Source organism: Bifidobacterium sp. ESL0704 (assembly GCF_029392075.1).
In the GTDB taxonomy this organism is placed as follows: Bacteria; Actinomycetota; Actinomycetes; order Actinomycetales; family Bifidobacteriaceae; genus Bifidobacterium.
On record NZ_CP113929.1, the window covers coordinates 487,108 to 510,322 of the forward strand.

Annotated in this window: 20 protein-coding genes; 7 read left to right on the plus strand and 13 right to left on the minus strand. The window is 57.2% G+C overall.

Annotated features, from left to right (window positions below; genetic code table 11):
• Positions 1 to 70: 70 nt before the first annotated feature.
• A complete protein-coding gene (rsmD, locus tag OZX64_RS01605; protein ID WP_277173357.1) occupies positions 71 to 646 on the plus strand; it encodes a 16S rRNA (guanine(966)-N(2))-methyltransferase RsmD in 576 nt (191 codons plus the stop codon).
• 294 nt (positions 647 to 940) lie between these two features.
• Here rsmD and OZX64_RS01610 read toward each other — a convergent pair whose 3' ends face one another.
• The 4 genes from OZX64_RS01610 to rpsP all read right to left on the minus strand — a co-directional run bounded on the left by OZX64_RS01610 (position 941) and on the right by rpsP (position 3,769).
• Positions 941 to 2,047 carry a tRNA (guanine(37)-N(1))-methyltransferase gene (locus OZX64_RS01610; protein ID WP_277174925.1) on the minus strand — a complete coding sequence of 369 codons (1,107 nt, stop codon included), beginning with the start codon at positions 2,045 to 2,047 and terminating at the stop codon, positions 941 to 943.
• Positions 2,048 to 2,385: 338 nt separating this feature from the next.
• The gene (gene rimM / locus OZX64_RS01615) at positions 2,386 to 3,036 is read right to left on the minus strand and encodes a ribosome maturation factor RimM (protein WP_277174926.1); all 651 of its coding nucleotides are present in this window, start codon (positions 3,034 to 3,036) and stop codon (positions 2,386 to 2,388) included.
• 14 nt (positions 3,037 to 3,050) lie between these two features.
• A complete protein-coding gene (locus OZX64_RS01620; RefSeq protein WP_277142488.1) occupies positions 3,051 to 3,284 on the minus strand; it encodes an RNA-binding protein in 234 nt (77 codons plus the stop codon).
• 2 nt (positions 3,285 to 3,286) lie between these two features.
• Positions 3,287 to 3,769 (minus strand): 30S ribosomal protein S16, encoded by a 483-nt coding sequence (gene rpsP / locus OZX64_RS01625; protein WP_277156377.1) that lies wholly within the window; start codon positions 3,767 to 3,769, stop codon positions 3,287 to 3,289.
• 258 nt (positions 3,770 to 4,027) lie between these two features.
• Between rpsP and OZX64_RS01630 the strand changes: the two genes are divergently transcribed.
• A complete protein-coding gene (locus OZX64_RS01630) occupies positions 4,028 to 5,071 on the plus strand; it encodes an ADP-ribosylglycohydrolase family protein (RefSeq protein WP_277173359.1) in 1,044 nt (347 codons plus the stop codon).
• Positions 5,064 to 6,029 (plus strand): PfkB family carbohydrate kinase, encoded by a 966-nt coding sequence (locus OZX64_RS01635; RefSeq protein ID WP_277173361.1) that lies wholly within the window; start codon positions 5,064 to 5,066, stop codon positions 6,027 to 6,029. The genes OZX64_RS01630 and OZX64_RS01635 overlap by 8 nt, the downstream gene beginning before the upstream one ends.
• Before the next feature lie 246 nt (positions 6,030 to 6,275).
• Here the strand turns inward: OZX64_RS01635 and OZX64_RS01640 are convergent, their stop codons facing one another.
• The 5 genes from OZX64_RS01640 to cysS all read right to left on the minus strand — a co-directional run bounded on the left by OZX64_RS01640 (position 6,276) and on the right by cysS (position 13,056).
• Positions 6,276 to 6,506, minus strand: coding sequence for a DUF1778 domain-containing protein (locus OZX64_RS01640; protein WP_277156374.1), 231 nt, complete (start codon positions 6,504 to 6,506; stop codon positions 6,276 to 6,278).
• 305 nt (positions 6,507 to 6,811) lie between these two features.
• The gene (locus OZX64_RS01645; RefSeq protein ID WP_277173363.1) at positions 6,812 to 7,825 is read right to left on the minus strand and encodes an endonuclease/exonuclease/phosphatase family protein; all 1,014 of its coding nucleotides are present in this window, start codon (positions 7,823 to 7,825) and stop codon (positions 6,812 to 6,814) included.
• A gap of 330 nt (positions 7,826 to 8,155) precedes the next feature.
• Positions 8,156 to 9,826, minus strand: coding sequence for a signal recognition particle protein (ffh, locus tag OZX64_RS01650; RefSeq protein ID WP_277173365.1), 1,671 nt, complete (start codon positions 9,824 to 9,826; stop codon positions 8,156 to 8,158).
• Between the two features lie 45 nt (positions 9,827 to 9,871).
• Positions 9,872 to 11,047 carry a hypothetical protein gene (locus OZX64_RS01655; protein WP_277173367.1) on the minus strand — a complete coding sequence of 392 codons (1,176 nt, stop codon included), beginning with the start codon at positions 11,045 to 11,047 and terminating at the stop codon, positions 9,872 to 9,874.
• Between the two features lie 89 nt (positions 11,048 to 11,136).
• Positions 11,137 to 13,056, minus strand: a complete 1,920-nt coding sequence (gene cysS, locus OZX64_RS01660) for a cysteine--tRNA ligase (RefSeq protein WP_277173369.1) — start codon at positions 13,054 to 13,056, stop codon at positions 11,137 to 11,139.
• Between the two features lie 101 nt (positions 13,057 to 13,157).
• Between cysS and OZX64_RS01665 the strand changes: the two genes are divergently transcribed.
• The 4 genes from OZX64_RS01665 to OZX64_RS01680 all read left to right on the plus strand — a co-directional run bounded on the left by OZX64_RS01665 (position 13,158) and on the right by OZX64_RS01680 (position 18,492).
• The gene (locus tag OZX64_RS01665) at positions 13,158 to 13,880 is read left to right on the plus strand and encodes a type 1 glutamine amidotransferase (protein ID WP_277173370.1); all 723 of its coding nucleotides are present in this window, start codon (positions 13,158 to 13,160) and stop codon (positions 13,878 to 13,880) included.
• A gap of 402 nt (positions 13,881 to 14,282) precedes the next feature.
• Entirely contained in the window at positions 14,283 to 14,432 is a 150-nt protein-coding gene (locus OZX64_RS01670) for a hypothetical protein (protein ID WP_277156366.1), read from the plus strand.
• A 2-nt stretch (positions 14,433 to 14,434) separates the two neighbouring features.
• Complete coding sequence (locus tag OZX64_RS01675) at positions 14,435 to 16,129, plus strand: oleate hydratase (protein ID WP_277156365.1); 1,695 nt, start codon at positions 14,435 to 14,437, stop codon at positions 16,127 to 16,129.
• Positions 16,130 to 16,263: 134 nt separating this feature from the next.
• Positions 16,264 to 18,492, plus strand: coding sequence for an ABC-F family ATP-binding cassette domain-containing protein (locus OZX64_RS01680; RefSeq protein WP_277173371.1), 2,229 nt, complete (start codon positions 16,264 to 16,266; stop codon positions 18,490 to 18,492).
• 228 nt (positions 18,493 to 18,720) lie between these two features.
• On the opposite strand, the gene ilvN is transcribed toward OZX64_RS01680, so the two are convergent.
• The 4 genes from ilvN to rpmF all read right to left on the minus strand — a co-directional run bounded on the left by ilvN (position 18,721) and on the right by rpmF (position 22,871).
• A complete protein-coding gene (gene ilvN / locus OZX64_RS01685; protein ID WP_277173373.1) occupies positions 18,721 to 19,275 on the minus strand; it encodes an acetolactate synthase small subunit in 555 nt (184 codons plus the stop codon).
• A 21-nt stretch (positions 19,276 to 19,296) separates the two neighbouring features.
• Positions 19,297 to 21,243 (minus strand): acetolactate synthase large subunit, encoded by a 1,947-nt coding sequence (locus OZX64_RS01690; RefSeq protein WP_277157470.1) that lies wholly within the window; start codon positions 21,241 to 21,243, stop codon positions 19,297 to 19,299.
• Positions 21,244 to 21,474: 231 nt separating this feature from the next.
• Positions 21,475 to 22,203: a ribonuclease III gene (gene rnc / locus OZX64_RS01695; protein ID WP_277174927.1), complete on the minus strand. Its 729-nt coding sequence runs from the start codon at positions 22,201 to 22,203 to the stop codon at positions 21,475 to 21,477.
• A gap of 473 nt (positions 22,204 to 22,676) precedes the next feature.
• Positions 22,677 to 22,871 carry a 50S ribosomal protein L32 gene (gene rpmF / locus OZX64_RS01700; RefSeq protein WP_277142447.1) on the minus strand — a complete coding sequence of 65 codons (195 nt, stop codon included), beginning with the start codon at positions 22,869 to 22,871 and terminating at the stop codon, positions 22,677 to 22,679.
• Positions 22,872 to 23,215: the final 344 nt, after the last annotated feature.

Here is a 23,215-nt window from a genome sequence, read left to right on the forward strand (position 1 = left end):
TCCTTTTGTTGCGCAGAGCATGGACACTCGCGGCAAATCATGGTTTCGGGCAGACGCTACGATGACGAATATGCGTGTGATTGCGGGACGATTCAAGGGATTCGAGCTGGCGAAGGCCAAGCCGGGCACCAGACCGACGACGGACCGGACCAAAGAGGCCATTTTTTCCAAGCTTGAGGCATGGGGCATGTTGGATGAGGCCCGCGTGCTCGATCTGTTCGCGGGAACCGGTGCGCTGGGCATCGAGGCGTTGTCGCGCGGCGCCGATGAGCTGGTCGCCGTCGAATCGGCTGGTCCGGCTTCCGCTCTGATTGACAAGGAACTGGTTGGTCTGAAACGCAACCGTTCGTGGGATGCCCGTACAATGAAGGCCCGCGTGATGCGCAAACGCGCCGAGCGCATCGCTTCCGGCTACGATGGTCCGGCGTTCGATGTCATCTTCGCCGACCCGCCGTATGCCCTGACCACGGAGGAATGCAACCGACTTATCGCCGATCTGGGCGCATCACCGATCGCGGACGAGCACACGGTGATGGTTTTTGAACGCTCGACGCGTTCCGAGCAACTGACCATGCCGGACGGTTGGCGGGTTTCCGATCAACGTCACTACGGTGAAACCGAGGTCTACTACATAGACCACGAGTGACGAGATGACGCTGATGGGTGTCAGCGGGTAAGAAGGCGCCACATGCATACTTCGTGTCGGAAGTTTTTTTTAGGTTGGGTGCTGTGTATCGGTGCTGAGTATAGGAGTGGAACGAACACGCCGGTACATGTTCGGATTTGCGGTGCTCGCGTCTGATGCCTGCGTCTGGTGCAACCGCAAAGAACAAGGTTGTTGATCGATCACATCTCGGTTGTGGATGTGGCTCTATGGTCTTAGACCGAACAGACGGTTGTACATCGGTCGGTTGATGTGCGGGCATATATCCCCCACCTATCAATCATGCAACTTGCGCGGATGACTGCCGGAGACTTCCCAGCCCAGTGCCATCAGCGTCTTGCGGTCGGCTTTGTTTAGGGCTTTGCAGTCGAGCTGCTCGATGAGGTCGGGGCGCAGTTGGTCGGTGTGGGCGATGGCCTCATCGCGGCGGAATCGGTCGACCTTGCCGTGATCGCCGCTGGTCAGCACCTCGGGGACACCCATGCCGCGCCAGACGGCCGGTTTGGTGTACTGGTAATGCTCCAGCAGCGCGTTCTGCCCGGTGTAGGATTCTTCCACTATGGAGTCGGGGTTGCCCATGAAGCCGGGCATCAGGCGGGTGATGGCTTCAAGCATCACCGAGACGGCCACTTCCCCTCCGTTCAGGACGTAATCGCCGATGGAATACTCTCGTACGTCAACGCCCTGGGCCCGGTAATAGCGGGGGATTCGTGCGTCATAACCCTCGTAGCGTCCGCAACCGAAGAGCAGGTGCCCGGCCCGCGAAAGCTCGGTCGCGTCGTGCTGTGTGAACAGCGGCGCCGAGGGATTCGGGAAAATGAGAATCGGTTTGCTGTGTTCTTGCTGTGTCGTGCTCGGAGCCGGCGAGCCGTCTTCCGGATTGTTCTTAAACGTGGCGGCAGAGGTTCCGGTGTCCGGCGACGATGTCGCGGTGTTGTCTACGATTGTTCCCGTTGTTTCGTCGTTTGTGGTCAAATTCAACCCGCTGGAGGGTTCGAGCCCGTCGCTAGCGGTCGAGTGGGATTGGTTTATTGCCTTGTCGATATCGTCCGAGCTCTTCGATGTTGACGATACTTTTCCGCGACCATCATCTTTGGCTGTGATGGTGGTGGATGGTCCTGCCGCAGTGTCATTATCCGCGATATCAACTGGTTCCAGCCCCAGCAGATCATCCAGGCATTCGGCCCAGACCTCTGGCTTCATCACCATGCCGGCGCCGCCGCCGACCGGGGTGTCATCGACGGAATGGTGCACATCGTGGGTCCAGTCGCGCAGATCGTGCGTCTTCACGTCAAGTAGTCCGCGCTCGATGGCTTTGCCAAACAGGCCGACGTTGAGGGCTTCGAAATATTCGGGAAACACGGACACGATATCGATTTTCATGTCTTCAACCATATCGCATGCCCATCCGTCGGCGAGCAGGAGAAGATCAGAGCTCGGATGAGCGGTACATGATGTTTCATGCCGGTCTTATGTTTGCGCCACACGTCATTTATTGTGTGAAAATACTCATTTAGAGGGGTCTTGGTGCACCAAGTACCCCAAAAAAATGAGATTGAGACTTCATTCTTGTGATTGAGGGGGTACTTGGTGCACCAAGACCCCTCTAAATCGCAGAAATGTGCATGATTTTAGAGAAAAACCGTTGCTTGGTGGCACCAAGAGAGGATAAAATGACGAATTCAAGACTGATGGCGGAGATTGGACGCGATTGACGGCGCTCAAAGCAGGGGAATCAGACCGATTGGCGGATCGATGGTGATGCGGTTGCTATGAAGATCGATGTCCGGCACGAGTTCATCGACGAATGGGACCAAAGCGGTTTTGATGATTTTCTCGTTGTCTTTTTCGTCGGTTTCGGGGGCTGATGCGGCACTAAAACTTCCGTCTTTCTGCTCGATGACGGGGTTCGTCAAGCGTATTTTCAGCAGCGATTGCGCAGGGCCATCGATGACGTCCACGACCTTGCCGATAATCTGTCCGGCCTTTGCCGCACTGATTCCGTTGGTCGGATTGTCCGCGACGCGTGCCTCGAGTCCGATAAGATCCTTGGGATACCAAGCATCCTCTTCGGCCATTTCTTCGGGGTCGTCGGCTTCGACATAGAGTTCCAGGCCGTTCAAGGTCTCGGAGGCGTCACGATCATCGATACCCTCGAGATGAAGAATCCAACGATCCTTGAACGTGCGGGAATGCGCGATGGAGTAGGTGTGCTCGCCATCTTTGGTATACAGCACCGAACCGGTGGCAAACCGGCGTTCCGGTTCGTCGGTGAATGCGCGGACATTGACTTCGCCTTTGAGCCCTTGGGCACGGCCGATACGGCAGACCCTCAACAGTTCACGCTGCTGAGGGTCTGCCTGCTGCGAAATGGTTTCGTCGCGATTCACTTGCGAACATCCATGATGTCGACGCGCACCTTGTGGTCGGACAAGGCCTGCACCACGGTACGGATGGCATTGGCGGTGCGGCCGGAGCGGCCGATCACGCGCCCGATGTCTTCAGGGTTCACACGCACCCGCAACAATTCGCCGCGGGCGTTCTCGTGGGACTTCACCGACACATCATCGGGGAAGTCGACGATATTGGAAATGAGGTGTTCCACAGCTTGCGCGAGCATGATTACTCAGCCTTCTCGGTCTCTTCGGCCTTGGCTTCTTCAGCGCCGGCTTCGTCAGCCTTTGCTTCGTCGGCCTTGGCGGCTTCCGCTGCCTTCTCGGCCTCGGCCTTCGCCTTGGCTTCGGACTGCTTGGCCTTGCGCTTCTGAGCGTCGGCCTCAGCGGCCTCGACGCGAGCGGCGGCATCCGGGCCGGCTTCGGCGGTCTTCAGCGTGCCTTCAGCACCAGGCAGACCCTTGAACTTCTGCCAGTCGCCGGTGATCTTCAAGAGGTTCAGCACCGGTTCGCTCGGCTGTGCGCCGACGCCGAGCCAATACTGAGCGCGCTCGGAATCGATCTTGATCAGCGAAGGCTGCTGGTTCGGATCGTACTGTCCAATCTCCTCGATCGACTTGCCATCGCGCTTTTTGCGCGAATCCATGATGACGATGCGGTAGACGGCATGGAACTTCTTACCCATGCGCTTCAGACGAATCTTGGTAGCCATTGTGGCTCTCCTTGTAGGTATCATTGCGGTTTCTTGCCCGTATGTGGGGCATACTTGCTCGAATCCGCGTTGTCCCTCACGGCCTGCGGGAATGAGAGGGCCCCGCACCCGTGAATAACTTATCAACTATAGCTCGCCGGCTGGATAGACGATCGGTGCTTGCCTTGATGAGGACGAGATCTTTGGCTTGAGAGAAGACGGCATATAATCAATGCGACTCAATATAGTGTCGCTTATAGGAAAATCGGAGAGGATGCCATGGAAATCGGTTCGGATATCTGGCGAGATCATGCACTGGGTGCGTTGCGGGGGCTTTCCTTGGGCGACGCGCTCGGCATGCCGACCCAGAGCATGAGCAAGGAGCGGATTGAGTCGACTTACGGAAAAGTGACGGGACTGGTGGATGCGGCAGCCGACCAGCCGATTGCGCCCGGTATGCCCGCAGGCTCGGTGACCGACGATACCGAGCAGGCTCTGCTGGTCGCTCGCCTCATCGATGAAGGTGACGGGCATATCGATCCAAGGCGTCTGGCCTCTGAGCTGTTGGCTTGGGAGGACGATATGAAACGTCGCGGTTCCCTTGATCTGCTCGGGCCTTCCACCAAGCTTGCGCTTCAGCAGGTCAGGAATGGTGCCGATATCACCAAGACCGGGCGTACGGGAACGACGAACGGATCGGCGATGCGCGTGGCACCTGTCGGCATCGCCCATGATGCGTTTCACGCGTCGTTCGCCGATTACGTCTATGAATCCTGCCGTGTGACCCATAACACCGTTCCGGGTTTTCAAAGCGCATTGCTGGTTGCCGCCGCCGTCAGCTTCGGCGTTGCGGGGCAATCTCTGCGTCCGTCCCTGCAACAGGCTCTGGAACTGGCTGAAAACACTTCGTATAAGAGGGCTTCCTGGAGCTCCAAGGCGAGCGTCGTCGCACGTGTCGGTTTGGCCGTCAAAGCCGCGCAGACCACTGCCGATGAGGATGAGTTCATCGAGCGGTTGCGGCGGGCGTTCGGCACCTCGGTCGAATCCAACGAGTCGGTTGCCGTGGCGTTCGCATTGGCGTACCGATATGCCGATGAACCGTTGAAGGCGTTGCTGGACTCGGCCAATATCGGCGGCGATACCGATACGATCGGTGCGATTTGCGGGGCGATGTTGGGGGCGGCGTCGGGTGCAGACGCGTTTCCGGGTGCACTGACCTCAAAGGTCGCCGTTGTCTCTCATCTCAACCTTTCGCAATCGGTGGAACCGTTGCTTGAAATCCGCGCGAGGGAAGCGAAAGAGGGCGAATCCGCCGATGCGTGAACCTGAATTGATTCATCTGGCTCAGGTATGTGTTGATCTGACGCTCTCGATCGACCACCTGCCCGATCGTGGAGGGGATATCTTCGCCAGCAATCAGGCGATGAGTGCCGGAGGCGGTTTTAATGTCCTCTACGCCGCGCGTCAGATGGGGGCGCGCGCGACATATCGGGGTGCCGTTGGCACCGGCCCGATGGCCGACGTGGCTCGCGAGGCTTTGTCCTCGATCGGCGTCGCCATGGAAGGGGCCGTCCTGCCTGACCTCGATACCGGTTACAGCATTGCGATGACGGAACCGGACGGCGAGCGTACCTTCGTCTCGACCAGAGGCGCGGAAACGCAAGTGCCGGAGGATTCCTACGAGAATATCGAGCTTGTCGACGGCGATGTGGTCTATATCTGCGGCTATTCGTTTTCGCACCAGAAGAATGCGGAGGCGATACGCCGATTCGCCGCGAAAAATGCCGGCTGGAACAAGGGCCACGTCGTTGTTGACACCAGCCCCATGATTGCCGACATCGGTGATGAAAGCCTCAAAAGCCTGCGGACGCTGCACCCGATATGGACGATGAACGAGCGCGAGGCCGCCATTCTTTGCTCGCGTTTCGCGCTTGACGCCGGACCTGAGGATTACGCGGAGCAATGCCGCCTGCTTGCAAGGTATTTCGACGATCCGGTGATCGTGCGTGTCGGCGCTTTGGGCGCTTGGTATGGTGACGGGCGCAGGAGCTCGCAGCGAACCGTCACGCATATTCCGGCCCTCAACGTCACGGCCGTGGACACGAACGGTGCGGGGGACACCCACGCAGGTGTGTTGTGCGCGGCTTTGCTGGAATCGGACGATATCCTTCGGGCGCTGAGGTTCGCCAACTGCGCTGCGGGACTGTCGACATGTCATTGCGGTCCTGCCACATGCCCTTCGAGAGTCGAGATCGAGTCGGCGTTGAAACATCTGCGTTAAGCGGGACGAACGGAACGACAATCGGGAAGAAAAGCGCCAAAAAGGATTCAACAAGGTGATTTTCTGCGTAGCAACAGTGCCGAAAAGGCATTTCACCGATAACCCGATTTGCTAAATATGAATATGAATATGAATATAAATAGGGTGACATCTCGATGAAAAAGATGTCACCCTGAACAATTCAAACAGTTTCAACGGTTCTCTAAGACCGTCTGTAGCTCACCCGTCAGTGGGAGCTTGTCTCTATCAGACGCTTGCCGGTGCGTCGAAGGTTGCGAGAATCTTGTCGAATTCCTCGTTAACCTCCTGAAGCGTCACCTCCTGCTCCACGCCTTCGCCCGCGGCTTCGATCAGCTTTTCGGCCGCCCAATCTTGTACCGGCCTTTCCTCAAGTGCTGCAGCTCGTTTCATAAGTGCGAGCTGGTCTTTGCTGAGGGTGATATTGAATTGAATGTCTGCATTTTGTGTGTCGTTCATAATATATCCTTCTTTGCATTCGACATTGAATTCATACTTTTAGTATCGGTTCAAGTCGACTACATAGCAACCAAATGGACAGCATATGGACACTCTTGCAGAAAGTCAATAGGCAGATACGTTATGTCTGGTTTCAGGCGTTTCAAGCGGGTGTCGGAGCGTGTCGGTGAAGCAGGGAAAAGCCGTGAATCGCTTGGTTCGGGCAAGGAATTCATGGCTTGAAAATTACCGAAATGGTTTTCGGTCGATTTTTGTATTTCGCTGTGAGCCAACCAACACTGGCCGGGATATGACAGAGCCGAGAATCATTGATGACGCAACTGGGCGAGCAACGCGAGATGGTCGCTGCCAGGGATGGCGAGGGTGCGTACGTTGGAGACGGCGATGCCGGAGGTCACGAGGATATGGTCGAGTTCCAGACGCGGCCAAACGAGCCACTGCGGGAAACTTGCCGCAGCGGCGTGCGAGGTGTCAAGCCCTGCATCTGCGAATCCTGCGTCGAGCAGTTTTCGGAAACTGGGGTGATCGAGATTGGAGTTGAGGTCGCCCATGATGATGGCTTCGGTGGTTGAGGCAGCCTCCGGAAGTCGGTTATTGTCTGCAGTGCACCTGCCAAGCGTTGCAAGGCTGATGATGCCGTGGGACCATTCCCTGCATCCGCGCATGGGGGATTTGGGATGTGCGCTGTATACGGCCACACCGTTGATTTCGCAATATGGCACGTCCGCTGCGGCGACGTCGATGGTGCGTTCGGTGTGCACGTCTGGCCGGATTGCCGAAAAGATGCCGTTGAATCCGCCGTTGTCGTTCTCCTGCGCCTTGCCGAGCTGGCGGTAGGGGAGCAGCTTGGTGATGCCCGCTTGGTCGAGCGCGAAGACGAGATTTTGCGTGAGTTCCTGCAAGGCCAATATGGATACTTCGTTGCTGCGCACGGCGTCGATAATGGACTGCGGGTCGGCTAATCCATACCGGCAATTCAATGTCATGACAGAATAATGATTATCGGTATGTTGGATTTCTCTGTCTGGTGATCGTTGCTGCCGGGTCTGGTCTTGTCGCGCCGGGGCGTGACGGGTTTTCCTGTACCAAGGGGCAGCGAACGAACCGGTGAGTATGGCCAATATCGCGGCGAGAGCGGCGATAATCCAGTGATGGAAAATAAGCGCAGTTGCCGAGAGGATGATTGACGGTATCCACAAAAAGCGGACGAATGCGATGAGATACGGCAAGGGGCCGTGCCCATCCGCACCAGCCGGAAGGAAACGCAGCGCCCACCAGAGGGCGGTGGCACCCAGCAGTATGCTCAGCGCGATGCTCATGGGATTCGCCCCTTTCTTGGTACAAAGACGCATTTGGTGGCTGGTCTGTTTTCGAGACTCTTCTGTGACCGGCGTCTTGAAGGCAGAACTTTGGATTGTTGCCTCTAAGCCAATAGATAGCCGCCGTTGTTATTGGCTTAGAGGCACTGGCGGGAGCGTTCTGCCTCTAAGCCAATAACAATCGCTCACAGATGTTGGGTTAGAGGTAGAAACTAGCGGAAACTGCCTCTAACCCAACAGAATCGCTGCCAAGGTGACATGGACGGGGCAGATGTGCAGATGTACCGATATGCAAATCGGCGGGAGTGCAGATGTGCAGGAGGTTGCGGTTCAGCCGAGCAGTCCGGCAAGGCCTCCGCCGAAGTTCGGCGGAAGGTTCGGGGTGCCGTTCTCGTCGGTGCCGGCGGCATTTATGGCTTCCTGCAAACCTGCCGGAAGGGCGGGGTTCTGCGGTTTCTTGGCAAAAGCGGAACCGCCGGAGTGCTTCTTGCCGGCAAGCTTCTGACGCAACGCCTTTTCCTCGGCTTCGCGCTTCATCGGGTTGCCTGACTTGGACTTGCCCTTCTTCTTGCCTTTCTTGCCTTTCTTGCCCTTCTTGCCGCCGTAGCCGCCGCCCATCGCGGGGCCGCCGAAGCCGGGGATGCCGCCGCCGACCTTGTTGGTCATGCGTTTCATCATCTTGGCCGCCTGTTCGAAGCGTTGCAGCAGGCCGTTGACTGAGGAGACCGTGTTGCCTGAGCCGTAGGCGATGCGGGCACGGCGGGAACCGTCGATGATGGAGGGGTCGCGCCGTTCTTCCGGGGTCATCGAGTGGATGATGGCTTCGGTGCGATCGATCTCGTGTTCGTCAAGGGCTTCGAGTTCCTTGCGGTGTGCGGCCATGCCGGGAATCATCCCCAGCAGGCTTTTCATCGAACCGAGCTTGCGCACCTGTTCGAGTTGTTCCATGAAATCATCCAGGCCATAGGTGCCTTGCGCCATCTTCTTGGCGGATTCCATGGCTTCCTGCTCATCGAACTCCTTCTGCGCCTGCTCTATGAGGGTGAGGATATCGCCCATATCGAGGATGCGGGAGGCCATGCGGTCGGGGTGGAAGACCTCGAAATCCTTAAGCCCTTCGCCGTTGGAGACGAAGAGGATCGGCTTGCCGGTCACGCTCGCGACGGAAAGTGCCGCGCCACCTCGTGCGTCGCCATCGAGCTTGGAAAGCACCACGCCCGTGAAATCCACACCCTTGTTGAACGCCTCGGCGGTCTGCACCGCATCCTGACCGATCATCGCGTCGATGACGAAGAGGATCTCGTTGGGATTGACGGCATCGCGGATGTCGCGGGCCTGCTTCATCAGCTCCTCGTCAACGCCCAGACGGCCTGCGGTATCGATGATGACCGTGTCGTAAAGCTTGTCTTTGGCGTATTGAATTGAGTCGCGGGCCACCTTTACCGGGTCTCCGGAGGTCTGGCCGGGAGCGGCGACGGCCTCGCCGCCGTCGGACTGCACGCCCTTCTCGGGAGCATAAACCGGTACGTCGGCGCGCTGGCCGACCACTTGCAGCTGCGTGACTGCGTTCGGACGCTGCAGATCGGCCGCGACCAGCAACGGGGTATGGCCCGAGTCCTTGAGCCAGTAGCCGAGCTTGCCTGCCAGCGTGGTTTTGCCGGCGCCCTGCAGGCCCGCGAGCATGATGATGGTCGGTGGGTTCTTGGCGAAGTTCAGTGGGCGGTCGACGCCTGCACCGAGAATCTGCGTCAACTCTTCGTTGACGATTTTCACCACCTGCTGTGCCGGGTTGAGCGCCTGCGAGACCTCTTCGCCGAGCGCGCGTTCGCGGATGTGGGAGGTGAAGGTTCGCACCACGTCAAGTGCCACATCGGCGTCCAAGAGAGCGCGACGAATCTCACGGATGGTGCCGTCGATATCCGCTTCGGTGAGTTTGCCTTTGCTCCGCAGGTGTTTGAACGCGCCCGAGAGCCTATCTGTCAAAGAACTGAATGCTGCCATAATGCGTTCTATTCTACCGGTTCGTAGGGAGAAAACGGATTGCCGTTAGACGAGTGGGTTGTGCTTTTTGGGAATAAGAGCATCGGTTGATTCCGCGTTAAGCAAGGCATGGCTCGATACATATCGGTGGTTTTGTACGAATGCTGTTGAATGACGATGGGGTATATCATTTTGAAGAACAAAGTGTTTTCCTGATTCCGTCGTCTCGCTGTGCTGGCGTGACTCGGTAAGCAGAAACACCTTGTATCCTTGCTGGCTGTCCTTCCAACCGTGTGCGGTTTTTATGCCTTCCGGGGTTAAGGCCCAGTGTATGGCCTTGCCTAAGATTTGATCGGACTTATCCTCTGAAGACAGTAGCCGTTTGGCGTTTTCTTCGTTCCATTCGACCTTTTCATAAATTTTACGAATATGCGGTATCTGTTGCCGAATGGTTTTGGATTCATAAAATCCCAGATATTGTGAATCCCTGAAGAAACGACCGATATGGCAGACGTAGATGGGTTGCTTCTGGTAAATGTCCCATGCCACCCGTCCGGGAACGATTACTGTATCCAAAGCTATTTCGGGGCAAGAGTTATATATTTGTTCCCAGCGGCTATGGGATTTCATCCAAGCGCAATATTCGGGCGAAATCAGCTCTGCCAGATTGAAGACGTCATTCATGGCTTTCCGGACATCAAAATCTCTCATATAATTCTGATGGGCGGCATGGTTTCTGGTAACTCGTATGCTCTCAACTAATCTGGAGACTTCACTGCGCTTGACTTTCGGATTGGTTCCGCGAGAAAAAATATGATGCAGGATTGGCTTCCACAAATTATTGTCATATTCTTTTCTAAACAGGCTGGACCAAAATCCGAAGGTCAATGAGGCTATGATCCTATCGCGTGCATCCGGTTTTCGGTTATTACGTAGCTGTTCTCGGACATGATTGATAATGTCTTGGTTCCGGTCGCCTAGAGGTGAGGAAATTTGCAGGAACCAGGGTATTCCGCATTCCTCCTCGTGATAATACCTTTTCAGCTCGTTGTCGATGGCGTTGCGCAAGAGGATCTCAAGATGTCCGATGATTCTGAAACATTCTGACGACATCCGGCTGCTCCATTCATATAGTTCAAGCGCCCGTTGCTCATCTCCATCGGTGTCCTCCAGGTATTGTGTTAGACGTGCGTCGCTAATGCCTCGTGCTATGAATTCCTCAACACCATTGTCTGCATCCATGTACTATACTCCTTTGTATACGCCCCAAGAGAGCATCTGGTCTTCGGATTTGTGCGCTTGGGGCTTTGCTTATTCTTTAATCGCAATCGTCACGACTTGAGTTTCCAAATAGAACCGGACGGCTTGTCTTCGATTGTTACGCCCATGGAGCTTAGGCTGTCGCGTATCTTGTCGGCCACCTCGAAGTCCTTGGCCTTTCGCGCCATGTCGCGGGCGTCGAGCTGATGCCGAATCATCTGATCAAGCAGATGATGCTCGGCAAGTGCCTCGGTCTTGCCGGATGCGCCTTGCGAACCGGCGCTGTTTGCGCCACTACCTGCAGACCACGGTTTGGCGAGTGGGTCCAAACCAAGCGTTTCCAGCATCGCACGTACGGCAAGCAATGTCTTTTGCAATCCGATCAGGGCTGTGAGCGCGTCGATGGCGTCGGAACTGAGATCGCCGTGGCCCAATGCGAACCGCGCTTTGGCGTCCTGTTCGATGGCTTCGGCGGGCATGTCGCCGTATTTCGCGCTGACTTCATCCAATGTGCGACGGTACTCATCGATGAGCGCCGCAAAGGTTTCGGCGTCGAGACCGGCAAGTGCCTGCTGATTGTTTTCCGATTGACCGATCAGCGTGTTGCCGTGGCGGATTGCCGTAAAGATCGCCGCACTCGCCCCGGCGACGTTGATGTCGTCGTTCATCGCCTTGACGAAATCCTCCGGCAGCTGGTCGGCGGTGACGGCGATGACGGAATCCCTGCTGGGCTGGCCGTTGCCAAGCCAGACGGTGCCGTTGAAACCTGTGGTTTCGTCGGCGTGGGACATATCGCTCCGGTGAGCATCGCCGAAGCAGGGCATCAATGTTTTCCCGGCACGAGCGATGAAGTTCATGATGCGCTCATATGCGGCATTGGCTTCGGCAAGTGTCTGGTCGCTCCATTCGAGCATCGAACGGTATTGTACGTTGCCCAGAGCATAACGCACCACCCAGGCCGAATTGTGCGCCAACACGCTCGGCACGGAAAGCCCGTTGCCCAGTGACTTCGACATTTTCTCGCCCTTGGCGGTGACCCAGGCCGAGTGCATCCAGACGTTTGCGGATTCGTAGCCCGCCGCGCGGGTCTGCGCCATCTCGTTTTCGTGGTGGGGGAAGCGCAGGTCGAGGCCGCCGCCGTGGATGTCGAACATCCCGTCGAGGTAGCGGTGGCTCATCGCCGAGCATTCGATATGCCAGCCGGGGCGGCCGGTGCCGAACGGTGTCTTCCAGCGTGCGGTTTCCGGATCGCTTTCCTTTGAAGCTTTCCACAGCGCAAAATCGCGGGGATCGTGTTTGGCTGGGTCGTAATCGGCCGGATCGACGGGATTGTATTTGTCGTCGCCGGACCGGTCGACGCTGGGACCCATGTCGTCGCTGACAACGCTTGCGGCATCGCGGGTTTCGCCGATACTCTGCTTTTGGTGGGTCAGTTCGCCATAATGCGGCCAGCTGGCCACGTCGAAGAACACGTTGCCGGTCGGCTTACCGCTCTCGTCGGTGATGACGTAGGCGTGGCCGCGGTCGATCAGACGTTGGATCAGGTCGACCATATCGCCGATATGGCCGGTGGCGCGGGGTTCGTAAGTCGGAGGCAACACGCCGAGCGTGTCGTAGGCGCGGGTGAATTCGCGTTCGTAATAATAGGCCCTTGCCCACCATTGCTGGCCGGCCGCTGCGGCCTTGTCCAAAATCTTGTCGTCGATATCGGTGACGTTGCGGATGAATGTGACCTCAAACCCAAGTTTTTGAAGCCAACGCCGTACGATGTCGAAGGCGACCGCTGCGCGGATGTGACCGATATGCGGAGAACTTTGCACCGTCGCGCCACAGACGTAGATGCCAACCTTGCCGGGCACAATCGCGCTGAACGCGGACACTTCGTGCGTGGCCGTGTTATACAGTTTCAGGTCGGCTGCGGCCTGCGACAGGGCTTTCGGATGCTCAGAATCAAAAAGGTTGGAATTCTGCGGTTTTGTGGCGTTTTCCATACTTACCAAGAATATTGGCTTTTGCCGACAAAATATACAATCCCCGTTCGCCCGAAATCGGTCGTTGCGGATTTGGGAGGACGAAATGACACAATGGAATTATGACTATGCCGAAAGTGTTTATTCTGCAACATGTTCCTTGTGAAAAGCCGGGAAGGATTCTTGACAATCTCGACGACCTCGGTATGGCCAGTCAGACATTGAGCATTGCCGGCGAGTCCGATCCCGATGTGCCCAAAAACGAGGAGATCGCGGGACTCGTCGTCATGGGCGGGCCGATGGGGGCGCAGGATTATAAGGAATACCCGGGGCTTAAAGCCGAAGCGAAACTGGTACGCAAGGCCGTGAAGGCGGGCAAGCCGGTATTGGGCATCTGCCTGGGCCACCAGATCATCGCCACAGCGCTCGGTGCCAAGCTGCAAAGCGGCAAGTGTTCGGAAATCGGATTCGCGCCGATCAGACGGGCCGTCAAAAACGATTGGTTCCCCATGTGGACCGATGAGATCAACGTACTCAACTGGCACAACGATGTCGTTTCCGTACCCGTCGGCGGGCAGCTTCTGGCATCTTCCAAGTATACCGAAAACCAGGCGTTCTGCTACAAAAGCGCACTCGGACTGCAATTCCATCTTGAAGTCACGCCGACGCTGCTGGACGAATGGCTTAGCGAGCCGAGCATGATCGAGGGCATGAAGAAAAGCCAGATTTCGAAGATCCGTGAGGATTTCAAACGCTACGATGTCGAGTTGCAGCCTTTGGCCGAGCAGGTCTTTTCCGCCTTCGCCGTGCGTTGTGCCACAAGCGCCCGCGCGCTGAATGCGTGATTTGTCGTTTTCGTAAGTCCGGGTGCGGCCCGGTAAATGGAATAGGTGTCTTCGTGCGCTTCGATGAGTGAATCGGTCGGCGTGAAAGTGCTGTGAGGCACACGGATTGGCGCTAAAGCCGACGCGAAAACATCGGAAGCGTGCACATGTGCGTCGTAGGGCCTGCGGGCTGGCGACTTCTATTTTGTTCTTTTCCTTGCGATGGTGGGGCGGTGCGGCCTCGTGCTCAATCGTTTTCGCGCAATGTCGTGGCGGTTGAGGAATCTGAAAAACTTACGTTATATCCAGCGGTGTATATGTATTCCATCAAATAATTGATAATGTGATAATTATTACATAAAATTATCGGATTGTGATAATATTTAAAGGACCTATTTCCTCAATTCTATGAAAGGGATCGCTATGAAAAAACTGTTTCATGTAGTTTGTTTTCTCATTGCAATCAGTGCGGCGGCGTTATTGCTGACGCTTAAATACATCGATTACTTCCATGATGACAGCAAGGATTTTCTGCAGTTTGAATCGCATCGTGGCTCGGAAGGGAGGGACTGACCGTGATTAAGCACAAAGCGATAATGATCGGCGCCGGTCTGGCGAATATGGCATCCGCCGTTTACCTGATTCAAGAGGGAAAATGGAACGGGTCGGCAATCACCTTCTATGCCGTGGACGACCATGGCGCCAATGATGGCAGCGCCGCCACCGAACAGGCGGCGGATTATTGGAACAGGGAGCATCCTCTGGAGAACACGCAGGGTTTCCTCGCCCGTGGCGGAAGGATGCTGAACTATCGCACCTATGTTGATTTGCTGGATGTCATGAGCCGAGTTCCTTCGGCGACCGAGCCGGGGATGAACGCGGCCGAGGACACCAAGGATTTCGACAGCAAGCATCCCACATTCGATAAGGCGCGTCTGCTGCGTCGTGGCGAGGGCATTGTCGATGGGCACAAGCTGGGGATGAACAACCTGGATCGTCTGATGCTGACGAAACTGGTGCTGATGCCCGAAAAGGACGAAGAAAAACTCGACAATGTCACGATTGCCGATTATTTCAAAGACGATCCGCACATGTTCACGACCAACTTCTGGTATATGTGGGAGACCACGTTCGCGTTCCGCGTCGAGAGCTCCGTGCAGGAACTGCGTCGGTACATGCACATGATGCTCTTCGAATTCACGGAGATCGAGCATCTTGTCGGCGTCAACCGCACCCGCTACAACCAGTATGAGAGCCTGATGCTTCCTTTGGAGAACTACCTGAAGGGTCAGGGCGTCAATTTCGTGCTTGGCAAAATCGTCTCGGACTGGGAGTTCAAGGATTCTCGCATGACCGATGAGATTACCGTCACCGGCCTGGAAGTCACCGACATCGATAGCGGTAAGGTCGATCATGTCGAGGTGGATGACGACACTGCCGTTATTTTCACCAATGGTTCGAACATCGATTCGACGACCATCGGCGATTACACCACTCCCGCTCGTGAAGATATGGACTATGGCCCTGCCGCGAATCTGTGGAAGAAAGCCACACAGCGTTTCTACAACCTCGGCAACCCGGACAAGTTCTTCGGTGACCGCAATGCCTCCGAATGGTCGTCGTTCACCTTGACCACCAAAGACCATGTCCTGCTCAACGAGATCACTCGCATCACCACGCAGGTTCCGGGCAACGCCCTCAACAGCTTCCTGTCGACGGCACCGGTAACGGCGCTTGGGCAGCCGGATGTCAACATGTCGATCGTGGTTCATCATCAGCCGCATTTCACGACGCAGAAGCCCAACGAAAGCGTGATCTGGGGTTACTTCCTCTATCCGCGCCGCTACGGCGAGTTCGTGCAGAAGCCGTATATCGAAATGACCGGCGAGGAGATGCTCAAGGAGCTGATCGGCCAGCTGTCGATGGTCGATCCCGGCCCCATCAACATCAAGGAGCATGAGCAGGAGATCATGGATTCGGTCATCAACTGCATTCCTGTCTACATGCCTTATGCTTCCGCTCTGTTCAACAACCGTGCAAAGAATGACCGTCCGCTGGTCATTCCGGAGCATTCGACGAATCTGGCGTTCACCGGCGAATTCGTCGAGCAGCCGTTCCAGATGGTGTTCACCGAACAGAGCGCAGTGCGCTCCGGCGAGATCGCCGCCTATCATTTCGCGGGCGTTCCGATGAGCCATCTGGTCAAGGTGCCGCGTTACGACAAGGACATACCGACGTTGCTGCGTTCGGCGATAAGGATGTTCAGCTGATTTCGGCGTGTTGACGGCGTAGGCCGTCTTGAACAGGATTGAGCCGGGCGGTCGATTGGTATCGGGCGTCCGGCTTTTCTTTTGAAGCGGTTGGCTCCCATGGTGTTGATGGTCGGCGGTACCATCGAATCACTATGCCGACTTATGACTTGGGACTTGAACACGTTTCGCTTGATTTTGCGACCAAAACTATTTTCACCGATGTGACGCTCGGTGTCTTCGAAGGCGACCGCATCGGCATCGTCGGCAAGAACGGCGATGGAAAATCCACGCTTCTGCATCTGTTGGCGGGTACGCGGCAACCGGATTCCGGGCGTGTGACCACCCGCAACGGCCTGACCTTCGGCATGCTCGATCAGCGCGATCCCCTGGATGACAACGCCACGTTGCGTCAGGCCGCGCTCGAGGGGCGTGAGGATTATCAGTGGGCTTCCGACACCCGTTCACGCGAAATCGTGGAGGCGTTGCTTGGGGGTTTGAGCCTCGACGCCAAAATCGGCTCGCTTTCCGGCGGGCAGCGTCGCCGTGCCGACCTGACCCGGCTTTTGCTGAAGGATTGGGATATTCTCGCGCTCGACGAGCCTACGAATCATTTGGATATCGTCACGATTCACTGGCTGGCCGAACATCTGAAGAACCGTTGGGCATCCGGGCAAGGCGCACTGCTGCTGGTCACCCACGACCGTTGGTTCCTGGACGAGGTGTGCGAGTCGATGTGGGAAGTCCACGACGGGGTGATCGACCCGTTCGAAGGCGGTTACAGCGCCTACATGCTCCAGCGCGTCGAACGTGACCGTCAGGCCGACATCCGCGAGGAACGCCGGCGCAATCTGGCGCGCAAGGAGCTCGCGTGGCTTACCCGCGGCGCTCGCGCCCGTGCCACCAAGCAGAAGTTCCATGTCAAGCAGGCGCATGAATTGATCGACGACGTACCGCCGTTGCGCAATACGTTGCAGCTCAAGCAGATGGCCACATCAAGGCTCGGCAAACAGGTTGTCGACCTGAATGATGTCACTCAGATTTTCGAGCATCCCCAAGGTGAATCACCTACCGACTCGAGCGACGTTGCCGGCGGTGACTCCGCTTCCCGCGTCGATATCGTTCCGGCGTTGTACGAGGAGCCGAAAATCATGGGTTCCGTTGAGTTGGCCGTTGACGGCTTGGACGATGACCGGTTGGTGGATGCCAAGGCGGCGAATGATGCAGGTAAGCAAGCCCAGAGTTCCGAGGAAACGAACGAAATCGGGGTACCTGCCGATCGGGAAAGCGGAACAGTCGATGCCGGGAAATCGGACGAGGAGCCGGACGCTGAAGCCGTGCCTGCGGTCACTTCGTCGGCTCGACGGGTGACGGTCAACGGCCGTAAGATTCTCGATGACGTGACTTGGCTGATCGGTCCTGGCGACCGGTTCGGCATCGTGGGAGCGAACGGTGCCGGCAAGTCGACCTTGTTGAAGATCATCGACGGTACGTTGACGCCGACCAAAGGGCATGTGAAAATCGGCAAAACCGTGAAGTTCGCGGTGCTTTCGCAGCGGCTCGATGAGCTTGAGAAGCTTGGCAAATACAAGATCAAGGAAGTGCTGAGCCGCTACAAGCCCACCTATGAGGTCGACGGCAAAGAGGTTTCGACCAGCCAATTGATGGAGCGTCTTGGGTTTTCGGCCGCACAGCTGATGACACCGATAGCCGACCTTTCCGGTGGTCAGAAACGTCGTATGCAGCTGCTGCTGATTCTGCTGGACGAGCCTAACGTGCTCATCCTTGACGAGCCGGGCAACGATCTTGATACCGATATGCTGGCCGTGATGGAGGATCTGCTTGATTCCTGGCCGGGCACGTTGATCGTGGTTTCCCACGATCGCTACCTTTTGGAACGCGTCACCGACGAGCAGTTCGCGCTGATCGGCGGCAAGGTCCGCCATCTCCCCGGCGGTGTGGACGATTACCTTGAGATGGTGCACAAACTGGAGAACGGTGCAACGCTTGATGAGATTGTCGGCGACAAGCGTGGTGGGAAATCAACAGGCAAAGGCTCCTCTTCGCATGGTGAAGTATCTGGATCCCGCTCGTCGAACGGCAATGGAAACGACGCCGGTGGCGACGGGAATGCCGATTCGCAATCCGGCGAGGCAAAGCTGACCGGCAAGGCCTTCCACGATGCCACCCGCCGTCTGTCGGCCATCGAACGCAAACTGGCCAAGCTGGAGGGCGAAAAGGCGAAAATCGAGCAGCAGATGGCCGCTCACGACCCTGCCGATTACGTAGGCTTGGGCAAACTCAACGAGCAGCTTACCGCCAATTCCGACGAAAAAGACGCTCTGGAAGCCGAGTGGATGGATCTCTCCGAGCAGGTGGAGTGAATCGCCTCGTCATACCTCATGCCCTCGAAGAGCAATGATTTCTATTCCTGAATCTTGAGACTCTTCGGCGTCCGTTGTGGCAATTGCATACGTGCCGGCTGTCGGCTGCCGGGATCGCGGCAAGTCAAGCATCGAATGTGCCGCTATCGCCGGCATTGCCGCATAAACAAACGGGTGGATATGGCCAGCAACCATATCCACCGTAAAATTGACCGGGTTTCCGCTCGGTTACCGTCCTCGGATTTCGCTGCCGACCACCTTTTCGCTCAAGGCATGCGGGCCGCGGGTCACGGCGACGGCGCCGGAACGCACCAGTTCGATGACGCCATAGTTCTTCAAAAGACCGAGCAGCGCGTCGATCTTGCCTTCGGCGCCGGTGGCCTCGATGGTAAGGGACTCGGGGTGCACGTCGACCACGCGCACGCGGAAGAGGCGCACGATTTCCAGTACGTCGGAACGGTTCGTCTCGTCGGCGGCGACTTTGATCAGCACCAGTTCGCGCTCGACGGCGTCCGTGTTGTCAAGGTCGACGATTTTCAGGACGTGCAGCAGTTTGTTGAGCTGTTTGATGATCTGTTCCAGCGGCACCTGCTCGACGTCGGCGGTCACGGTGACGCGTGAGATGTCGGGACGTTCGGTGGGGGAGACGGAAAGCGAGTTGATGTTGAAGGCGCGGCGGGCGAAGAGGCCTGCGATACGCGCCAGCACGCCGGGGCGGTTCTCGACCAGGACGGACAGGGTGTGACGCTCGCTATGCGGAGTGGATGCGGGATAGATTGCCATGATATTCCTTTCGCCTTGCCCTTATTCTTCTGATTTTCCTGTGGCCGCAGTGTCGCTGGCTACAGGAGTGCTGGCGGTATCGTCCTGAGATCCGTTGGCGGACGAATCCGTGGTGTCGTGGTGCAGCAGCGGTTGCACGCCCGGCTTGTAGGTCACGGTGTCGTTGGATTGCCCGGCGGCCACCATCGGCCAGACCATGGCGTCCTTGTAGACGCGGAAGTCGATCAATACCGGTCTGTCGTTGATTTCATTGGCGCGTTTGATAGCGGCCTTTGCCTCGTCTTGTGTCGTTGCGCGGATGCCGACGCAGCTATATGCCTCGGCAAGTTTGACAAAATCGGGGACGTTGATGATGTCTTCGGTGTTCTCACCGTCGCGGATGCTGGTCTGTGAATAATGCTTGTCGTAGAAAAGCGTCTGCCATTGGCGGACCATGCCGTAGACGGAATTGTTCAGAATCGCGATTTTCACCGGCGCATTGTCGATGAACGCGGCCGCGAGCTCTTCGCTTGTCATCTGGAAGCTGCCGTCGCCGTCGATCAGCCAGACCGGCTTCTTACCGCCGAAATCACGGGACGAACCGACGCGTGCACCAATGGCCGCAGGCAGGCCGAAGCCCATCGTTCCCAAACCGCCCGAGGAAATCCAGGAATGCGGATTCTCGAAATCGACGAGCTGCGAAGCCCACATCTGGTGTTGACCCACACCGGAGACCCAGATGGTGGAAAGCGCGGCCTGACGGGAGAGCTCCTCGACGACCCACTGCGGTGAGAGGGTGCCGTCGGGGGTCTTTTCGTCATATTCCATCGGGTACTTTTGGCGCCAGGCGTTGATGAGTTTCCACCACGGTTCCAGATTCGGCTTGCCGTGTATGGCCTGCCCGCGCTTGATTTCGGCGTTGAGCGCGTTGAGTACTTCCGTGACGTCGCCGACGATTGGTACATCTGGCTGGCGTCGTTTGCCGATTTCGGCCGGGTCGATATCGATGTGAATGACGCGGGCGGCGGGGGCGAAAGCCTCCATCTTGCCGGTTACGCGGTCATCGAAGCGTGCGCCGATGGCCACCAGCAAGTCGCATTTCTGCGTTGCGGCTGTTGCGGCCAACGTGCCGTGCATGCCGAGCATGCCGAGCATCTTCGGGTCGGAATCCGGCACGATGCCGCGTGCGGGAAGCGTGGTGACGATAGGGGCGTCGGTCAGATCGGCCAATTCCTTGACTTGCGCGCTGGCGTTGGAACGCATCGCCCCGCCGCCGACGTAGAGCACCGGACGATAGGACTGCTCAACGAGTTTCACCGCTTCGCGCAGGACGTGGCCATGCGGTTTGGTCGTGGGATTGTAGCCGGGAAGTATCATTTTCTGCGGCCAGGAATAATACATCTCGCCGACCTGCGCGGTTTTCGAAACGTCCACGACAACGGGGCCGGGGCGACCGGAACGTGCGATATAGTGCGCTTCGGCGAGCACACGAGGAATGTCCTGCGCGTCGGTGACCAGGTAGGAATGCTTGACCACCGGATAGGTGATGCCCACGGTGTCGGCCTCCTGGAAGGCGTCGGTTCCGATGGAGTCCACGCCGACCTGCCCGGAAATGACGACGAGCGGCACCGAATCCATATTCGCGTCGGCGATCGGGGTGACCATATTCGTGGCCCCCGGGCCGGAAGTCACGATGCACACGCCTACGCGCCCGGTGGCGACGGCGTATCCTTCGGCCGCATGCCCTGCGCCCTGTTCATGGCGCATCAGCACGAAGCGGAATTTGGTATCGTCGTGAATCTGGTGGTACACCGGCAGGATGGCGCCGCCAGGAATACCGAAAACGTCCTGTACGCCCAGATCTTCCAGCGTGCGGATCAGTGCCTGCGCGCCGGTCATCTTCTCGCCGTCGACGAGAGTCTGTTTGCTTGTCTTCGTTGGTGCTTTCTGCACCCCGCTGAATGCCTGTAAAGGCGTTGGTGACACCATCATTCCTCTTATCTCTTCGGGTTTGTAGGAATTGTCTTCTGACCTGCTGCGTATGGTGTACGTCTGCATGGTAATGACGTTCGGTGTTCGCTCCGCCCGTTTGTGGCAGGCTGTGACGCTATGCCGATGTGCTCAATATCATAGCGCCTTGCGTGCATGGGAAACACTTATTGCCCAAATATTGACGGGATGTCGCAAGCGTGCGGGCATTCGGCAATTGTGAGAATTCGCCTACTGTCGTTGTGATTTTTCAGCGTGGTGATGGTGCTTTTTGGCCTGGTGTTTGCTTGGATTCGTGTCCAACTCCGTCCACGCGGCTTTTGCCGCGGCAAGCTGGGCCTTGCGTTTGCTGGAACCGGTGCCAACGCCGAGCACTTCGTTATCCTCGCCGACCACGGCACGGGCGGTGAAAACCTGCGCGTATTCCGGCCCGCTGACGGCCATGCGGTAGCGCGGATCCTCGAGTCCCATACCGTGCGCCTTGACGGTCAGCGAGGTCTTCCAATCGAGCGCCGGCCCCTCCGTGGCCACTTTTTTGAGCTCGTCATCGACAAGATGATGCACGACTTTGCGGGCCTCGTCGATGCCGTGCTCCACAAATGTCGCGCCGATCAGCGATTCGACGATGTCGCAGAGGATCGAGCTCTTCTCGGCGCCTCCGGATTCTGCCTCGCCGTGGCCGAGCAGGATGTATGGCCCCACCTGAAGCTTCTCGCGCGCGATCTGCGAAAGTGCTTTTTCCGAGACGGCCATGGCCCGCATTTTGGCGAGCTGGCCTTCGTTCATGTCCGGATGGACACGATAGAGCGTCTCTGTCGAGACGAATTCGAGTACCGCGTCACCCAGGAATTCCAAGCGTTCGTAATTCGGCGCGCCCTCGTGCTCGTGCGAGAAAGAGCGGTGGGTGAGTGCCATCACCAGCATATCCGGTGAAAGCGTGGTCCCCAGCCGTTTGAGCAGCTCCTGCTGCGGGGAGCCGGGTCTGGCGGTTTCGGTTTGGGGCGCTCCAGCGGGTTCTTTGCCGGAAGCGGAAGTTGCGGATTCGGCTGCACCGGTGTGCGAAGCTGCAGTGGGTTTTTGGTTTGCGGCGATAGTTGCAGGTTTGGCTGCACCGGTGTGCAAGGCTGCTGTAGTTTGGTGCAAGCCCGAATCGGGAATGGTGTTTTCGGTGTTGTGTGAATCGGTCATGATGGTCCTTTTACATGGATATGACCCCGACGAACATATTGCGGGCACCAAGCCGTTTGATGACGAATGCCGGGGCGTGAAACGATGTTCCGACACAACGAAACCGAACTGAATTGGTTCCTGCAACACATCTGCGTGGCAATGTGTGATAATAACTGAAATTATTGTCGATAAATAGAAAACGTTGAGCAGAGATGCAAAAGCCCCGCCACCCGTCGATGGCAGGGCTTTTATCTGCTAGCGTTTCACTTGCTCAGCGACTTGCTGATAGCCTCACGATAGACGCGGCCGCGGAATGATCCGCAGCTCGGGCAAGCCATATGCGGCAGGGTCGGCGCACCACAATTGGGGCAGGCGACGGTCTTGGCCGCGCTGGCCTTCCAGTTGGAGCGGCGCGAATGCGTGTTGGCTCGCGAAGTCTTGTACTTTGGCAGTGCCATGGTATTCCTCTATTTCGTTCGAACAAATTGAGCTTAAGCATAGATAAGTGTAACGCCATCTCAGTACAAGCTGTCGGAGCTGTTGCTATTGGTGTCAAGGAGCTGGACGACTGGAGATTTTGTGACGCTAATGGCTCGGTAGGCGTCGTGTTTGCTCTGGTAGGGGTGGTTGCTGGAGGTTTTGTGACGCGGGTAGTGGTTTTGGCGTCGTGTTTGCTCCGGTAGGGGTGGTTGCTGGAGGTTTTGTGACGCGGGTAGTGGTTTTGGCGTCGTGTTTGCTCCGGTAAGGGCGGCTGCTGGAGGTTTTGTGACGCTAACGACTCGGTAGGCGTCGTGAATCCTCC

Coding starts and splice junctions, on each gene's coding strand:
- rsmD (WP_277173357.1), top strand. CDS start 71: ATGCGTGTGATTGCGGGACGATTCAAGGGATTCGAGCTGGCGAAGGCC.
- OZX64_RS01610 (WP_277174925.1), bottom strand. CDS start 2,047: ATGAAAATCGATATCGTGTCCGTGTTTCCCGAATATTTCGAAGCCCTC.
- OZX64_RS01620 (WP_277142488.1), bottom strand. CDS start 3,284: ATGCTCGCGCAAGCTGTGGAACACCTCATTTCCAATATCGTCGACTTC.
- rpsP (WP_277156377.1), bottom strand. CDS start 3,769: ATGGCTACCAAGATTCGTCTGAAGCGCATGGGTAAGAAGTTCCATGCC.
- OZX64_RS01630 (WP_277173359.1), top strand. CDS start 4,028: ATGGAAATCGGTTCGGATATCTGGCGAGATCATGCACTGGGTGCGTTG.
- OZX64_RS01635 (WP_277173361.1), top strand. CDS start 5,064: ATGCGTGAACCTGAATTGATTCATCTGGCTCAGGTATGTGTTGATCTG.
- OZX64_RS01640 (WP_277156374.1), bottom strand. CDS start 6,506: ATGAACGACACACAAAATGCAGACATTCAATTCAATATCACCCTCAGC.
- OZX64_RS01645 (WP_277173363.1), bottom strand. CDS start 7,825: ATGAGCATCGCGCTGAGCATACTGCTGGGTGCCACCGCCCTCTGGTGG.
- ffh (WP_277173365.1), bottom strand. CDS start 9,826: ATGGCAGCATTCAGTTCTTTGACAGATAGGCTCTCGGGCGCGTTCAAA.
- OZX64_RS01655 (WP_277173367.1), bottom strand. CDS start 11,047: ATGGATGCAGACAATGGTGTTGAGGAATTCATAGCACGAGGCATTAGC.
- cysS (WP_277173369.1), bottom strand. CDS start 13,056: ATGGAAAACGCCACAAAACCGCAGAATTCCAACCTTTTTGATTCTGAG.
- OZX64_RS01665 (WP_277173370.1), top strand. CDS start 13,158: ATGACTATGCCGAAAGTGTTTATTCTGCAACATGTTCCTTGTGAAAAG.
- OZX64_RS01670 (WP_277156366.1), top strand. CDS start 14,283: ATGAAAAAACTGTTTCATGTAGTTTGTTTTCTCATTGCAATCAGTGCG.
- OZX64_RS01680 (WP_277173371.1), top strand. CDS start 16,264: ATGCCGACTTATGACTTGGGACTTGAACACGTTTCGCTTGATTTTGCG.
- ilvN (WP_277173373.1), bottom strand. CDS start 19,275: ATGGCAATCTATCCCGCATCCACTCCGCATAGCGAGCGTCACACCCTG.
- OZX64_RS01690 (WP_277157470.1), bottom strand. CDS start 21,243: ATGGTGTCACCAACGCCTTTACAGGCATTCAGCGGGGTGCAGAAAGCA.
- rpmF (WP_277142447.1), bottom strand. CDS start 22,871: ATGGCACTGCCAAAGTACAAGACTTCGCGAGCCAACACGCATTCGCGC.